The organism is Aurantimonas sp. C2-5-R2 (assembly GCF_036549495.1).
Classification (GTDB): domain Bacteria; phylum Pseudomonadota; class Alphaproteobacteria; order Rhizobiales; family Rhizobiaceae; genus Aurantimonas; species Aurantimonas coralicida_A.
This window is the reverse complement of record NZ_JAZHLJ010000009.1, coordinates 104,238-119,740: the sequence shown is the minus strand read 5'-3', so window position 1 is coordinate 119,740 and position 15,503 is coordinate 104,238. Positions and strand designations below refer to the sequence as shown.

The 15,503-nt window shown below is 63.1% G+C and carries 16 protein-coding genes; 14 read left to right on the top strand and 2 right to left on the bottom strand.

Annotated features, from left to right (window positions below):
* Nucleotides 1-277 precede the first annotated feature (277 nt).
* From VQ044_RS06825 to VQ044_RS06775, 11 genes are all read left to right on the top strand, one after another.
* The gene (locus VQ044_RS06825; protein WP_327622085.1) at nucleotides 278-586 is read left to right on the top strand and encodes an FtsB family cell division protein; all 309 of its coding nucleotides are present in this window, start codon (nucleotides 278-280) and stop codon (nucleotides 584-586) included.
* A 260-nt stretch (nucleotides 587-846) separates the two neighbouring features.
* Nucleotides 847-1,965: a pyruvate dehydrogenase (acetyl-transferring) E1 component subunit alpha gene (gene pdhA / locus VQ044_RS06820; protein ID WP_327646188.1), complete on the top strand. Its 1,119-nt coding sequence runs from the start codon at nucleotides 847-849 to the stop codon at nucleotides 1,963-1,965.
* 11 nt (nucleotides 1,966-1,976) lie between these two features.
* Nucleotides 1,977-3,431, top strand: coding sequence for a pyruvate dehydrogenase complex E1 component subunit beta (locus VQ044_RS06815; protein WP_327646187.1), 1,455 nt, complete (start codon nucleotides 1,977-1,979; stop codon nucleotides 3,429-3,431).
* 4 nt (nucleotides 3,432-3,435) lie between these two features.
* Entirely contained in the window at nucleotides 3,436-3,918 is a 483-nt protein-coding gene (locus tag VQ044_RS06810; protein WP_327646185.1) for an SRPBCC family protein, read from the top strand.
* Nucleotides 3,919-3,931: 13 nt separating this feature from the next.
* Nucleotides 3,932-5,338 carry a pyruvate dehydrogenase complex dihydrolipoamide acetyltransferase gene (locus VQ044_RS06805; protein WP_327646184.1) on the top strand — a complete coding sequence of 469 codons (1,407 nt, stop codon included), beginning with the start codon at nucleotides 3,932-3,934 and terminating at the stop codon, nucleotides 5,336-5,338.
* Nucleotides 5,339-5,426: 88 nt separating this feature from the next.
* Complete coding sequence (locus VQ044_RS06800) at nucleotides 5,427-5,837, top strand: hypothetical protein (protein WP_327646182.1); 411 nt, start codon at nucleotides 5,427-5,429, stop codon at nucleotides 5,835-5,837.
* A gap of 20 nt (nucleotides 5,838-5,857) precedes the next feature.
* Entirely contained in the window at nucleotides 5,858-6,550 is a 693-nt protein-coding gene (locus tag VQ044_RS06795; RefSeq protein ID WP_327646180.1) for an SGNH/GDSL hydrolase family protein, read from the top strand.
* Complete coding sequence (gene lpdA / locus VQ044_RS06790; protein ID WP_327646179.1) at nucleotides 6,543-7,997, top strand: dihydrolipoyl dehydrogenase; 1,455 nt, start codon at nucleotides 6,543-6,545, stop codon at nucleotides 7,995-7,997. Before VQ044_RS06795 ends, lpdA begins: the two co-directional genes overlap by 8 nt.
* Nucleotides 7,998-8,218: 221 nt before the next feature.
* Nucleotides 8,219-8,476, top strand: a complete 258-nt coding sequence (locus VQ044_RS06785; RefSeq protein ID WP_442872872.1) for a GlsB/YeaQ/YmgE family stress response membrane protein — start codon at nucleotides 8,219-8,221, stop codon at nucleotides 8,474-8,476.
* 55 nt (nucleotides 8,477-8,531) lie between these two features.
* Entirely contained in the window at nucleotides 8,532-9,506 is a 975-nt protein-coding gene (lipA, locus tag VQ044_RS06780; protein ID WP_327650879.1) for a lipoyl synthase, read from the top strand.
* 12 nt (nucleotides 9,507-9,518) lie between these two features.
* Nucleotides 9,519-10,001 carry a type II toxin-antitoxin system RatA family toxin gene (locus VQ044_RS06775; protein WP_327622094.1) on the top strand — a complete coding sequence of 161 codons (483 nt, stop codon included), beginning with the start codon at nucleotides 9,519-9,521 and terminating at the stop codon, nucleotides 9,999-10,001.
* Here VQ044_RS06775 and VQ044_RS06770 read toward each other — a convergent pair.
* Nucleotides 9,986-10,495 (bottom strand): CinA family protein, encoded by a 510-nt coding sequence (locus VQ044_RS06770; protein ID WP_327622095.1) that lies wholly within the window; start codon nucleotides 10,493-10,495, stop codon nucleotides 9,986-9,988. The two genes, VQ044_RS06775 and VQ044_RS06770, sit on opposite strands and share 16 nt — an antisense overlap.
* Nucleotides 10,492-11,685, bottom strand: coding sequence for a bifunctional 2-C-methyl-D-erythritol 4-phosphate cytidylyltransferase/2-C-methyl-D-erythritol 2,4-cyclodiphosphate synthase (locus VQ044_RS06765; protein ID WP_327646178.1), 1,194 nt, complete (start codon nucleotides 11,683-11,685; stop codon nucleotides 10,492-10,494). Before VQ044_RS06765 ends, VQ044_RS06770 begins: the two co-directional genes overlap by 4 nt.
* A gap of 110 nt (nucleotides 11,686-11,795) precedes the next feature.
* Here VQ044_RS06765 and dusB point away from each other — a divergent pair, with 110 nt between their 5' ends.
* Genes dusB through ntrC form a run of 3 tightly spaced genes read left to right on the top strand, consistent with a single transcriptional unit; the run spans nucleotide 11,796 to nucleotide 15,498 of the window.
* Nucleotides 11,796-12,896 (top strand): tRNA dihydrouridine synthase DusB, encoded by a 1,101-nt coding sequence (dusB, locus tag VQ044_RS06760; RefSeq protein ID WP_442873803.1) that lies wholly within the window; start codon nucleotides 11,796-11,798, stop codon nucleotides 12,894-12,896.
* Nucleotides 12,897-12,899: 3 nt separating this feature from the next.
* Nucleotides 12,900-14,042 (top strand): two-component system sensor histidine kinase NtrB, encoded by a 1,143-nt coding sequence (locus VQ044_RS06755; protein WP_327622098.1) that lies wholly within the window; start codon nucleotides 12,900-12,902, stop codon nucleotides 14,040-14,042.
* A gap of 10 nt (nucleotides 14,043-14,052) precedes the next feature.
* Nucleotides 14,053-15,498, top strand: coding sequence for a nitrogen regulation protein NR(I) (gene ntrC, locus VQ044_RS06750; protein WP_327646176.1), 1,446 nt, complete (start codon nucleotides 14,053-14,055; stop codon nucleotides 15,496-15,498).
* Nucleotides 15,499-15,503 lie beyond the last annotated feature (5 nt).

The following is a 15,503-nucleotide window of genomic DNA, read 5'->3' as shown; positions in this document are numbered from 1 at the left end:
GCGTCACATTCACAGACGGCGTCGCCACGCAGGGCGCCGACAACCGCGCCGCTTGATCAAGCCGCGTCACCCAAAATCGGCCATAGCTCGCTTGCCCTCGACGCCCTCATGATCCGTTCGGTCCATCGTCCAATTGTCCGTTGCTCGGACGGTGGAACCTAGGGCGCCGGACACAGGCGAAAACAGCGGCGGCGATCCGCATCTGGACCAACCGCGGTTGGGACTTGGTTTACGCTCTCTTAAGTGAGGCCTGCGATGATGGCGGCAAGGAGCCAAGATGCGTACCATCCAAAAGCGACAGAGCCATATCGGCCGCTTGATCGTGCCGGCGATCACGGTCAGCTTTCTGGCCTATTTCGCGATCCATGCCCAAAGCGGACGCTATAGCCTGGAGGCAAAGGCGGCATTGAGCCGGGAGCTGGCCGAACGTGGTGCCAAGATCGACGAAGTGACTGAAGTTCGCGAACGGCTCGAGCAGCGAGTCCAGCTCCTCCACGACGGAACGCTCGAGCGCGACATGATCGACGAGCGAGCACGCCGGGCGCTCAACGTGACCACCGACGACGAGATCGTCATCCTTCGCTGACCGGCCGCGAATCCGGCCGGCCAAACGACGCCCGGCGGTGCCCTGCAAGGGGCCGTCGGATCCCCCATTCAGCCATGGCTCTACAGAGATATGCACAGTAAGGCTGTTAATTAACAGATTTTCCGTTAATTTGCTGCATGACGGCAATTAAATGGTGAATCCGTTAAACGGTTCTGCGTCGCTTGATGACGGCTGCGCTCCGTCTATACTCCCATCAGGATTTGTGGCCGCATGTCGGCAGGTCAAGACCGGGAGGCAGCATGGCGGCCAGGCAGAAGAAATCCCCCACGGCAAAAGACGCCAGCGGAGCGAGCGGTCCGCAAAAGGGCGTGCCAGCGGATTCGTCCGCCGAAATCGTCAAAACGCTTGAGCATTTCGAACCGCCCAAGCCAGCGTCCTTTTCCAAGGATCGCGAACTTCAGGCCTATCGCGACATGCTGCTGATTCGCCGCTTCGAGGAGAAGGCCGGGCAACTCTACGGCATGGGTTTCATCGGCGGCTTCTGCCATCTCTACATCGGTCAGGAGGCGGTGGTTGTCGGCATGCAAATGGCCTTGAAGGAGGGCGATCAGGTCGTCACAGGCTATCGCGATCATGGCCATATGCTCGCCACCGGCATGGAAGCGCGCGGTGTTATGGCCGAGTTGACCGGGCGTCGCAGCGGCTATTCCAAGGGCAAGGGTGGCTCGATGCACATGTTCTCGAAGGAGATGAACTTCTTCGGCGGTCACGGCATCGTTGGTGCGCAGGTCTCGATCGGCACCGGGCTTGGCTTTGCCAACCGCTACAACGGCACGGACGCGGTCGCGGTGACCTATTTCGGCGATGGCGCGGCCAACCAGGGCCAAGTCTATGAGAGCTTCAACATGGCCTCGCTGTGGAAGCTGCCGGTGATCTACGTCATCGAGAACAATCGCTACGCGATGGGAACCTCGGTCAACCGCGCCTCGGCCGAGACCAACTTCGCTCATCGCGGTCTGTCCTTCAAGATTCCGGGCATTCAGGTTGACGGAATGGACGTACGCGCCGTGAAGGCAGCGGGCGATCTTGCGGTCGAACATTGCCGCAAGGGCGACGGGCCGATCATCCTGGAGATGATGACCTATCGCTATCGCGGTCATTCCATGTCCGATCCGGCGAAATACCGCAGCCGCGACGAGGTCCAGAAGATGCGATCGGAGTCCGATCCGATCGAGCAGGTCAAGCGTCGGCTCACGGAAGACCACGCCATGTCCGATGACGATGTGAAAGCCATCGACAAGGAGGTCCGGGAGATTGTGGCCGACGCGGCGGATTTCGCCCAGAACGATCCGGAGCCGGACATCTCCGAACTGTGGACCGATATCTACGCGGATGAAATTCCGCAGACGGCCGAGTAAGGGGACCGACGATGCCGACCGAAATTTTGATGCCCGCCCTGTCCCCGACCATGGAAGAGGGCAATCTGGCCAAATGGATCAAGCAGGAAGGCGACGCCGTCGCGCCGGGCGATGTGATCGCCGAGATCGAAACCGACAAGGCGACCATGGAGGTAGAAGCCGTCGATGAGGGCAAGCTCGGCAAGATCCTGATCGAAGCCGGCACCGAGGGCGTGAAGGTCAATACGCCGATCGCGCTGTTGCTGCTCGATGGCGAGGACGCGAGTGCGCTCGAAGGCACGCCGTCCGGCGGCGGGGCGAAGAGCACCAATCAGGGTGCCGGCGCCGAATCCGAAGCTGGCGAAGCCAAGGCAAGCGAGCCGGCAGCCGAGGCGAAGGGCGACAGCATGGCGGCACGGCGCGTGCCGGCCGAGGGCAAGGCCCATCCCGAGCTGGAGGACGATACCGGCGGGTTCGGCCAGGAGATTCCCGAAGGCACCGAAATGGTGGCGACGACGGTGCGCGAAGCGTTGCGCGACGCGATGGCCGAGGAGCTGCGCCGCGACGAGACCGTCTTCGTCATGGGCGAGGAGGTCGCAGAGTATCAGGGCGCTTACAAGATCACCCAGGGGTTGCTCGACGAATTCGGCGCGCGGCGGGTCGTCGATACGCCGATCACCGAGCACGGCTTTGCCGGTCTCGGCGTTGGCGCCGCGTTCGCGGGGTTGCGGCCGATCGTCGAGTTCATGACCTTCAACTTCGCCATGCAGGCGATCGACCAGATCATCAATTCGGCGGCCAAGACGCTGTACATGGCCGGTGGCCAGATGGGCTGCCCGATCGTCTTTCGTGGGCCGAACGGCGCGGCTGCGCGCGTCGCCGCCCAGCACAGTCAGGACTACGCCGCCTGGTATAGCCATATACCTGGCCTCAAAGTGGTGCAGCCCTACACGGCCGCGGACGCCAAGGGACTTCTGAAATCCGCGATCCGCGATCCCAATCCGGTGATTTTCCTCGAGAACGAAATCCTCTACGGCCAGTCTTTCGACATTCCGAAGATCGACGACTGGACTGTGCCGATCGGCAAGGCGCGCATCCACAGGAAGGGCACCGACGTCACCATCGTCTCCTTCAGCATCGGCATGACCTATGCAATCAAGGCCGCCGAGGAATTGGCCAAGGAGGGCATCGATGCCGAGATCATCGATCTTCGCACCATCCGGCCGATGGACATCGACACCGTCATTCGCTCGGTGAAGAAGACCAATCGCTGCGTCACGGTGGAGGAGGGCTGGCCGCAGGGCTCGATCGGCTCGCACATCGCGTCCGAATTGATGGTCCGCGCCTTCGACCACCTCGACGCGCCGGTTCTTAAGGTCTGCGGCAAGGACGTGCCGATGCCTTATGCGGCCAATCTGGAAAAACTGGCGCTACCGTCGGTCAAGGAAGTGATCGACGCGGTCAAGTCCGTCACGTATCGGGATTGACGCGATGCACGGCGAGACCGCGAACATCGGATTGAACGAGGCTGGCGATAGCCTCGTGATCGTCCAGGATGTCGATGTCTCACCGGCCTCGGTGTGGGACTGCCTGACCGAGCCCGAATGTTTCAAGACTTGGTGGCGCGAGGAGCTGGAATTCGAGCCAAAGCACGGCGGTCGCTTCCTGGAACCCTGGAAAGATCCGTCGGGACGGCAACGGACCACGCGCGCGAAGGTCACAGCCTATCATCCCCCACGCGGCTTCGTCATGGTTTGGGCCGACGAGGACTGGGACTTCGACACCGTGGTCTCGGTCACGCTCGAACAGCGGGGGAGCGGCACCCGCGTCACGATCGAACATCAGGGCTGGCAAGCGGCGCCGGAAGCCGAGCGCGCCACGTTGCTGCTCGACCACCGTAATGGCTGGTCGGCGCATGTCGCCAAGCTGGCAGCCCACGCACAAGAACACGACGCCCGGCGTAAGGGCCATTGAGGAGACGTTCCGGATGCCGATCAACGTGACGATGCCCGCGCTTTCACCGACCATGGAAGAGGGCAACCTCGCCAAATGGCTGGTCAAGGAGGGCGACCAGGTGTCTTCCGGCGACATCATCGCCGAGATCGAGACCGACAAGGCGACGATGGAGGTCGAGGCCGTCGACGAGGGCACTGTCGCCAAGATTGTCGTCGCGGCCGGCACCGAGGGCGTCAAGGTCAACGAGATCATCGCCATCCTCGCCGCCGACGGCGAGAGCGCCGAGGACGCCGCGGCGGGCGGGGGCGCTGCGAGTGGTGAGAAGGCGTCTCAAGGCAATGGACAGGCCGGCGCGATCAAAGCCGATCCGCAGGCCGACGCGGCGGTCACGGGCTCTGAGGCCGATGCGAAAGACGCTGCGATGCGCGCCGACAGTCGGGCGCAGGGTGGGGGCGAGCCAGCGGCTTCCAATGGCGCCAAGGGCGAGCGCGTTTTCGCCTCGCCGCTGGCGCGGCGGCTAGCCAAGGACGCCGGCATCGATATTGGCACCGTCGAAGGCTCCGGCCCGCGTGGCCGGGTCGTGAAGACCGACGTGGAAGCCGCGGCCAAGGGCGGCGCCAGGAAGGCGGCTCCGGCAGAAACGGGCGCGGCGGCCGCGCAGCCGGCGGCTGCTCCGATGGCCAAGGCCGCTAGCGACGAGTCCATCCTCAAGCTCTTCGAAGAAGGCTCCTACGAAAAGGTGCCGCACGACGGTATGCGCAAGACCATCGCCAAGCGCCTCGTCGAAGCAAAGACGACGATCCCGCATTTCTATCTGACGATCGACTGCGAACTCGACGCGCTGCTGGCGCTGCGCAAACAGCTCAACGACGCCGCGCCGACGATCAGGGGCGAAGCCGGCGACCGTCCCGCCTATAAGCTGTCGGTCAACGACATGATCATCAAGGCGATGGCGCTGGCCCTCAAGGCCGTTCCGACGGCCAACGTTTCCTGGACCGAGGCGGCGATGCTCCAGCACAAGCATGCCGATGTCGGCGTCGCGGTGTCGATCGAGGGCGGCCTGATCACGCCGATCATCAGGCGGGCGGAGGAAAAGACCCTCTCTGCGATTTCCAACGAGATGAAGGATCTGGCCAAGCGCGCTCGTACGCGCAAACTGAAGCCGGAAGAGTACCAGGGCGGCACCACGGCGGTGTCCAATCTCGGCATGTTCGGCATCAAGGACTTTGCCGCGGTCATCAACCCGCCGCACGCGACGATCCTGGCTGTGGGGGCCGGTGAGCAGCGGGCGGTGGTGAAGAACGGCGCCGTCACGGTGGCAACGGTGATGAGCGCGACACTGTCCACGGATCACCGGGCGGTCGACGGAGCGTTGGGCGCTGAGTTGATCGGGGCGTTTAAGCAGCTGATCGAAAACCCAATGTCGATGCTGGTTTGAGGCGATGCAAATCGCATCCTTCCATGGCGTGCGAGGCCGTCGAGTCGCACTGGTCGCAGCCTTGGGGTGCCGGATCGGCGTTTTCGAGATGGCGGCGGCACTGGCAGGGGGTGCGAGTGAATCCGGCACGTTCGATTTCATCGACATGACGCTACTTTACGGGGGCGACGGTCCCGAGGATCCTTCCGTGCAGGTCGAATATCTCGCGCCCGGCGGGTCCGCTTCGGTGTGGTCGTCGAGCCTGGGCGCAAAGATCGTTGTTGCGGATTGGAGTGTGGACGGTCTCGAACTGTGCCTGAGCTATCCTCCTGAAACGATCGGACCGAGCCAGACGAACACTCTCGTGATGTGCGAGCAGACGGCCATCATCGCCGAACGCGTCCTCGATTCGGCACGCGGGGATATCTTCCGACTGTCCGAGCGCTCCGAGGCGCCTGTCGAGTTGACTCCGGACGTGCGCAGCCTGGAAGACGTGACGAAATTGCTGGACGGACGGTAGAGGGCGGAGACAATGGTTTGATGAAGACGGTACTGTGCTACGGCGACTCGCTGACCTGGGGCTATGACTCCGAAACCGGATTGCGGCACGCCTTCGATGACCGCTGGCCGAATGTCCTGGCCAAAGCGCTCGGCGATGATGTCGTGATCATCACCGACGCCCTGAACGGCCGTACCACGGTGTTCGACGACCAGATGGTGATGGCCGAGCGCAATGGGGTGAAGACGATCGCCACCGCGCTCGGCGCGCATCAGCCACTCAATCTCGTCATCCTCATGCTGGGAACAAACGACCTCAAGCGCCACACCGGTGGAGGCAGGGTGTTCGAGTCACGCCAGGGCATGGAGCGGCTGGTCGAGATCGTCCAAGGGTTCCCATATCAGCGTGGCTATGCGGCGCCGCAAATACTGATCGTCGCCCCGCCCATGTTCTGCGAAACGATGGAGCCCGACTTTGCCTTGCTATTCGGCCATGGCGTCGAGGAAACGCAGCATTTCCGCTCGGCCTTTACCAAGGTGGCAGAAGAATATGGCTGCGCTTTCTTCGATGCGTCCGAGGTCTGCGAGACGACTGAATTGGACGGAGTGCATCTTTCCGCCGCGCACACCCGCGCTCTCGGCGAGGAACTGGTCGAGCCGGTGAGAGCGATATTGAACGAAGCCGACAAGGCGTCTCACTCCGCCCGTCCGGCTGAGGAGACGACCAATGGCTGATACCTACGATATCCTGATCATCGGCGGCGGCCCTGGCGGCTACGTCGCGGCGATCCGGGCGGCGCAACTCGGGTTCAAGACTGCCGTCGTGGAGCGCGAGCACCTCGGCGGCATCTGTCTCAACTGGGGCTGCATCCCGACCAAGGCGCTTCTGCGCTCGGCGGAGATATTCCACTATGCCGAGAACGCCAAGGACTACGGACTGACGATCGCCAAGCCCGGTTTCGATATCGCCGCGGTGGTCAAGCGCTCGCGCGGCGTTTCGGCGCAGCTCAACGGCGGCGTCGGCTATCTGATGAAGAAGAACAAGATCGACGTCATCTGGGGCGAAGCGAAGATCACCAAGGCCGGGAAGGGCGCGCCTGTCGAGGTGTCGGTCGGCAAGATGAAGAAGCCGGCGGTGGAGCCGCAGAACCCGGTACCGAAGGGCGTGCTCGGGGAGGGGACCTACAAGGCCAAGCACGTGATCGTCGCCACCGGCGCGCGGCCGCGCGTTCTGCCGGGCATCGAGCCGGACGGAGATCGCATCTGGACCTATTTCGAGGCGATGAAGCCAGCGTCGATGCCCAAATCGCTCATCGTCATGGGCTCGGGCGCGATCGGCATCGAATTCGCCTCCTTCTACCGCACGATGGGTGCCGAGGTGACGGTCGTCGAACTGCTGCCGCAGATCATGCCGGTCGAGGATGCCGAGATTGCGGGCGTCGCCCGCAAGCAACTGGAGAAGCAGGGCCTCAAGATCCTCACCGAGGCCAAGGTCTCGAAGGTGACGAAATCCGGGCAGGGCGTCGAGGTGACCGTCGAAACCAAGGGGGGCAAGACCGAGATTCTGAAGGCCGAGCGGCTCATCTCGGCCGTCGGCGTCCAGTGCAACATCGATGGACTAGGGCTCGAGGAGGCCGGCGTGGCGATCGAGCGGGGCGTGGTCAAGATCGACGGCTTCGGCCGGACCAATGTCGAGGGCATCTATGCCATCGGCGATGTGGCCGGACCGCCGATGCTGGCCCACAAGGCCGAGCATGAGGGGACGATCTGCGTCGAGAAGATCAAGGGGATGGATGTTCACCCCATGAAGACGACGCAGATCCCCGGCTGCACCTATTGCCAGCCGCAGGTCGCCTCGGTGGGCCTGACGGAAGCCAAGGCCAAGGAGGCCGGCCGCGAAGTCAAGGTCGGGCGCTTTAACTTCAAGGGCAACGGCAAGGCGATCGCGCTGGGCGAGCCCGAGGGGCTGGTGAAGACCGTGTTCGACGCCAAGACCGGCGAGTTGCTCGGTGCGCACATGGTCGGCGCGGAGGTGACCGAACTGATCCAGGGCTTCGTCATTGCCATGGGCCTCGAGACCACCGAGGAAGAGCTGATGCACTCCGTCTTCCCGCATCCGACCTTGTCGGAAATGATGCACGAGAGTGTCCTCGATGCCTATGGCAAGGTTATCCACATGTGAGACGCAGGCTTGGCCCAATTCCAAAGTCGCTTCGTCTGCGGCAGCGGATCACGGCGTTCGCGACCGACATCCACATTGTCGGCAAGAAAGCGGCCTCTCGGCGCTGCGGAACCCGGAAAATCCCGGGCCGATCACCGTCTTTCACAAAAAATGCAACGGTGAGCTTGGCAAAGATCAATTCGCCCTATCTTCATCAAAACAAAAACTTGATGGAGATTCGTATGAGTTGGCTTGCAGCAATTATCGTCGGCGGCATCGCTGGTTGGTTGGCCGAAAAGGTCATGAAGAGCGACATGGGTCTCTTCATGAATATTATTCTCGGGATCGTCGGCGCCATCGTCCTGAACCTGATCCTCGGACTTACGGGTCTGGTCGATTTCCAGGCAGGCGCGTCGTTCTCGTTCTCCTATCTGATCGTGGGCTTCATCGGCGCCTGCTTGTTGATCTTCATCTTCCGCGCGGTTCGCGGTCGCACATAGCAGCCAAGCGCTTCGGCGCGTTGCAACGGTGCCGAGGCGAGGCTAAGTAAGTCGCATGGTCACCGTGCTCGATAATCGCCGGCCGGCCGGGGAGACTCCCCGGCCGCGGCATCCCGAAAAAGCCCATCGTCCGGATCAGACGGCCAGTCTGAAGAAGCCGGACTGGATTCGCGTCAAGGCGCCGGTGTCTAAGGGCTATTACGAAACCCGCGAAATCACCCGTTCCAATAATCTGGTGACGGTTTGCGAGGAAGCCGGCTGTCCCAATATCGGCGGCTGCTGGGAAAAGAAGCACGCGAGCTTCATGATCATGGGCGGGATTTGCACCCGTGCCTGCGCCTTCTGCAACGTTGCCACCGGACTGCCTAAGGCGCTTGACCAAAGCGAACCGGAGAGTGTCGGACGTGCCGTGGCTGCGATGGGGCTGGCCCACGTCGTTATCACCTCGGTCGACCGCGACGATCTGCCCGACGGCGGCGCGGAACACTTCGTCAAGACGATCCGCGCGATCCGCGCCATCGCGCCGGGAACGACGATCGAGATCCTGACGCCAGATTTCCTGCGCAAGCCGGGCGCGCTCGAAGCGGTGGTGGCCGCCAAGCCCGACGTCTTCAACCACAATCTGGAAACGGTGCCGTCGAACTATCTGACGGTTCGGCCTGGAGCCCGCTACTTCCATTCGATCCGCCTCTTGCAGCGGGTCAAGGAACTCGATCCGACGATGTTCACCAAATCCGGCATCATGGTCGGTCTCGGCGAGGAGCGGAACGAAGTGCTGCAATTGATGGACGATCTGAGGACGGCCGACGTCGATTTCCTCACCATCGGGCAATATCTGCAGCCGACCAAGAAGCACCACGCAGTGATGCGCTTTGTTACTCCGGAAGAGTTCACGTCCTTTGAGACCGTGGCGCTGGCGAAAGGCTTCCTCGTGGTCGCGTCCAGCCCGCTGACCCGCTCGTCGCATCATGCCGGCGAAGATTTCGACCGGCTCAAAGCGGCGCGCCTTGCCCGCGAGGCCGCAGCCTAATATTGCGGAACCATGGCAAAGTTCGAGACGACGCGCCATGTGCGCCATAGCCCAGACGAAATGTTCGCGCTCGTCGCGGATGTCGAAAAATATCCGGAATTCCTGCCGCTCTGCCAGCAGTTGGTCGTGCGCTCCCGACGGGAGAAAGACGGCAAGACCTTGCTCGTGGCCGACATGACGGTCGCCTACAAGATGGTTCGGGAAACCTTCTCGACGCAGGTTCTACTCAAGCCCGCCGAACGCCGGATCGATGTCAAATATGTCGACGGGCCGTTCCGCTATCTCGACAATCGTTGGACCTTCGAGGCAGCCAGCGACGGCGGCTGTGACGTCAATTTCTTCATCGAATACGAGTTCAAGAGTCGGACGCTCGGCCTTTTAATGGGATCGATGTTCGACTTTGCCTTTCGGCGGTTCGCCAAGGCATTCGAGGAGCGCGCCGACGCAGTCTACGGTTTCGATACCCGCCCGGCCGATTCTCAGCAGGCCGGTTGATCTCTCACCGCTTCCAGCAATAGATCGAGCGCCACCCTGACGCTGGCGCCTCGGATAGCCGAACGGCCAAGGTCACCGAAACGTTTTTCGACGTGTCGTGTCATACCGTTGCCCGCGCATGCGAAATGCACCAGGCCGACGGGCTTTGCCGACGAACCGCCACCTGGACCGGCGATGCCGGTGACGGATATGGCGACATCCGCGTTCGAGGCTCGCAAGGTACCTTCCGCCATCTGACGCGCGACGGTTTCCGACACAGCGCCGTCGGCCGCGAGACTTTCCGGATCAACACCGATCATCGCGATTTTGGCCTCGTTCGAGTAGGTTACAAACCCGCGGTCAAGGACAGCCGAAGACCCGGCGATATCCGTCAGGGCTGCCGCGATCATCCCGCCCGTGCAGGACTCGGCGGTGGCAATTTTCAGGCCGCGCGCGGTGTAGGCCTCGATGACCCTGCGGGCCTTGTCGGCGATCTCGCCCGCTTCTTCCGTCACGCGCTTTCCCCGTAAGCGACACTCGCCGTGGCGATCGCCGCAATGCCCTCTCGTCGCCCGACGAAGCCGATGGTTTCGTTGGTCGTCGCCTTGACCGAGACCCGATCGAGGCCGATCCCTGTCATTTCCGCGATCGCCTCACGCATCGTCTCACGATGGGGCGCGATCGTCGGCGCCTCGCAGATCAGCGACACATCGGCATTCATGATCCGCCCCCCCTTCGCGCGCACGATCTCCACAGCCTTCGCCACGAAGATATGCGACGGCGCGCCCCGCCATTGCGGATCGCTGGGCGGGAAATGATCGCCGATGTCGCCCGCGCCGCAGGTGGCGAGCAGGGCGTCGGTGAGCGCGTGCAGCCCGACATCGGCATCGGAATGTCCAGACAGCGCGCGATCATGGGCGATCCGCACGCCGCACAGGGTTACATGGTCGCCATCGACCAGCTGGTGGACGTCATAGCCATTGCCGGTTCTGACATCGATCATGCCCGGAGCTCTCCTCAATCGTTCGTCGGCCAAGGCGATATCACGCGCGGTCGTCAGTTTCACATTGTCGGACGAACCGTCGACGAGCCGCACGGCCAGCCCGGCCCATTCGGCAATCGAGGCGTCGTCCGTGAAATCGGTGCGGCCAGACCGCGCGGCCCGCTCGTGCGCGTCACGAATCGGGCCGAAGGGAAAGCCCTGCGGCGTCTGGGCGGCAAACAGCTGCCGCCGGTCGACCGTCGCGGCGATCAGGCCAGCCTCCGCACCACGTTTCAGGGTATCCGCGACGGGCAGTGCCGGGATGGCGCCGACGGTATCGGAGAGAGCCGCCAGCGTTCGATCGATCAGCGCCGCGTCGACGAAGGGGCGCACGGCGTCATGGATGAGGACGCGATCCGGCGGGGCCTCGGCCAGGGCAGCCAGTCCAAGACGCACCGATTCCTGGCGCGTCGAACCGCCTATGACGATTTGTAAGTCGTCGTCGCCATCGGTCCCGAGAGCCTTCCGCAGCAGCTCACGGTCGCCGGGGTGGATGACCAGGACGAGGCGATCGATGGCTGGATGCGAACGGAGATTATCGAAGGTTCGAACCAGAATGGACCGCCCCGCGATGTGGCGATATTGTTTCGGCCCTTCATGGGATTGGCCGGCCCGTTCGCCGCGCCCCGCGGCAACGACGATCGCCGCGACAGTGGGTTTCATTCTGGCGATCCTTCCCTTGTGTCGCCCCAGTCTGGATCACAGATGAGGGCGACTTCGCAAGTGCAATATGCTTGTCTTTTGAGCACGCCTCTATAAAGTGCAACCCAATGATGCGAGAATCGACACAACCTGGAAAGAGCTCCGAAGCCGGCGCTTGGCGATCAACCCCGCGCGGTGTCGAGCAACCGCTGTCGGTTGGGCCTAACCGCTTGGATAACCGCGTCTTCCTGGCTCCTTTGTCAGGTATTTCCGACGTGGCATTTCGTCGTCTCGCGCGCCGATTCGGCGCCGGGCTGGTTGTATCCGAAATGGTCGCCAGCGGCGAATTCGTCAAAGGTTGCGACGCGAGTGCGATGCGGGCGATGCGAGACGGATCGGGCACCCATGCCGTCCAACTCGCCGGCCGCGATCCGAAATGGATGCACCAGGCGGCCGAACGGCTGGCGGATCTCGGCGTCGACATCATCGATATCAACATGGGCTGTCCGGCGAAAAAAGTCGTCGGCGGATTGTCCGGCTCGGCACTGATGCGCGAGCCTGATCTCGCCTTGCGGATCGTCGAAGCGACCGTCGCCGGTGCCGGCGATATCCCGGTGACGCTGAAGATGCGGCTTGGTTGGGATCGGGCCTCGATCAACGCTCCCGAACTTGCTGCGAGGGCCGAGGCGGCGGGCGTCCGGATGATCACGGTGCATGGGCGAACCCGCGCCGATTTCTATGAAGGAAAGGCCGACTGGCCGGCGATCGCAGCGGTGCGGGACGCGGTTACCGTGCCGGTCGTCGCCAATGGCGATCTTGCCCGTTCGGATCAACTGGACCCGATGCTGACAGCGAGCCGGGCAGATGCCGTCATGATCGGTCGCGGGGCGCAAGGACGGCCCTGGCTGCCGGGGCTTCTCGTCGGCAGGGTTGGCTTGAAGGACTTGTCCGCCATTCGCCTGTCCGATCTCGTCGAGGAGCACTACGATATGATGCTGGCCCATTACGGCCTAAATGTCGGCGTCCGCCATGCGCGAAAGCATCTGGGCTGGTACCTTGACCGTTTCGGCGCAGGCGGCGTCGAGCCGATTTCGGCGGCGGATAGAGCGTCGGTCATGGCAGGCCGTGAACCGGCGGCTATCGTCGCCTGTCTGAGGCGCCTGTTCGGCGACGCCCGCCTGTCCGATGTGGAGCCGACCTTCCGGCATGACCTCTTTCGCGATGCGGCCTGACCGGTGACGATCCCGTTCGATTCTCCAGCCGTTGCGTTTGAACACACGCGTATCCTGAATGCCTTGCCGCATCCCGTCGTCGTTCTCGACCGCGAAGGGTATTTTCGGTTCGCCAATTCCGATGCCGAGCAGTTCTTTTCGGCCGGCATGGCCAGTCTCGCCAAACGGCGCATTCAGGACTTCGTGCCGGGGGACAGCCCGCTCTTCGCGCTGATCGAGCAGGTCCGACAGCAGCAGGGACGAATCAGCGAGTATCGCGTCGACCTTTCCTCGCCACGTCTCGGCGGCGAACGGCTGGTGGATCTGTACGTCTCGAATTTACCGGACGAGCCCGACCTCGTCGTGGTGATGATCCAGCTGCGCTCCATTGCGGAGAAGATGGACCGCCAGCTGACCCACCGATCCGCCGCTCGATCCGTCACCGGGCTGGCGGCCATGCTCGCCCATGAAATCCGCAACCCGCTGTCCGGGATCAAGGGCGCGGCGCAACTCCTGGCCACCTCGGCCAGCGACGAAGATCGAGGTTTGACTCGGCTGATCCAGGAGGAGAGCGACCGGATCGTCAAGCTGGTCGACCGGATGGAGGTGTTCTCCGACCAGCGGCCGATCGAGCGATCGGCGGTGAACATTCACTCGGTCTTGGAGCACGTGAAGATGCTCGGCAAAAGCGGCTTTGCCCGGGATATCAAGATCGCCGAGCTTTACGACCCCTCGCTGCCGGCGGTCCTGGCCAACCGGGACCAGCTGGTGCAGGTCTTTCTCAACCTCCTGAAGAATGCGGCGGAAGCGGTAAATGGTCGCGAGGACGGCGAAATCCGCCTTTCGTCCGCCTTCAAGCCTGGCGTCCGGCTGTCGGTTCCCGGCACCAAGGACCGCGTCACCTTACCGTTGGAATTCGCTGTGGAAGACAACGGCGCCGGAGTCCCCGATGACCTCCGCCAGCACATCTTCGATCCCTTCGTGACGACCAAGCCGAGCGGTTCCGGCCTTGGACTTGCCCTGGTCGCGAAGATCGTCGGCGATCATGGCGGGGTCATCGAATGCGAGTCGCAGCCGGGGCACACGATCTTCCGCGTTCTGATGCCGGCCTGGCGCGAAGCGCGAACTCCCGACGAGCAGGATCTGCCTGTCGGAACGGAAATCTGAGGACACGGGAATGAGTATGCAGATCCTCGTCGCCGACGATGACTCGGCCATCCGCACGGTGGTCTCGCAGGCGCTGATGCGCGCCGGGTTCGAGGTGCGCGTCACCTCGAACATCGCGACGCTGTGGCGGTGGATTTCGGCGGGTGAGGGCGATCTGGTCATCACCGACGTTCTCATGCCCGACGGCAACGCCTTCGACACGCTTCCGCGGATCAAGAACTCACGACCGGACCTGCCGGTGATCGTCATGAGCGCGCAGAACACCTTCATGACGGCCATCAAGGCGTCGGAGAAGGGCGCCTACGACTACATTCCCAAGCCCTTCGATCTGACCGAACTCGTTGCGATCGTGCGCCGCGCGCTGTCCGAACCGAGGCCCGGGGCCAAGACGGGCGCGCCGGAAGAACTCCAGGACTCGATGCCGCTGGTGGGCCGTTCGCCGGCGATGCAGGACATCTACCGCGCGCTGGCCCGGATGATGCAGACCGATCTCACGGTGACGATCACGGGTGAATCGGGCACCGGCAAGGAGCTCGTCGCCCGTGCGCTTCACGACTATGGACGGCGGCGCAAGGGGCCGTTCGTCGCTATCAACATGGCGGCTATCCCGCGCGAGTTGATCGAATCCGAGCTTTTCGGTCATGAGAAGGGGGCTTTTACCGGGGCGCAGGCCCGCACCAGCGGCCGTTTCGAGCAGGCCGAAGGCGGAACGCTGTTTCTGGACGAGATCGGCGACATGCCGATGGAAGCGCAAACCCGACTTCTGCGGGTGCTCCAACAGGGCGAATATACGATCGTCGGAGGGCGCACGCCGATCGCCACCGACGTGCGTATCGTGGCCGCCACCAACAAGGATCTGCGCCAGTTGATCGGGCGGGGGCTGTTTCGCGAGGACCTGTTCTACCGTCTCAACGTGGTGCCGCTGCGGTTGCCGCCGATGCGCGAACGCATCGAGGATCTGGCCGATCTCGCGCGGCATTTCTTTGCCCAGGCCGAAAAGGAGGGGCTGCCGCGAAAATCGCTGAGCCAGGGCGCGCTCGACGTCATGCGCCGCTACCCGTGGCCCGGCAACGTCCGCGAGCTCGAAAACCTCGTTCGCCGCCTGTCCGCGCTCTATCCACAAGACGAGATATCGGCCGAATTGGTGGAACACGAATTGTCCAATGATGCCCCCAGTTCCCCGGGCATCGACAGCGATAGCGACAGGCCGATCGATCTCAGCGCGGCGGTGGAACGTTATCTCTCCGACTATTTCGCGTCGTTCGGGGATGGTCTGCCCCCGCCAGGTCTGCATGAGAGGATCTTGCGAGACGTGGAGTATCCGCTGATCGCGGCAGCTCTCGCGGCAACACGCGGAAATCAGGTCCGGGCGGCCGATCTGTTGGGCGTCAACCGAAATACCCTGCGCAAGAAAATCCGCGATCTCGACATTTCTGTCGTCCGCTTGATCAGATAACTGGA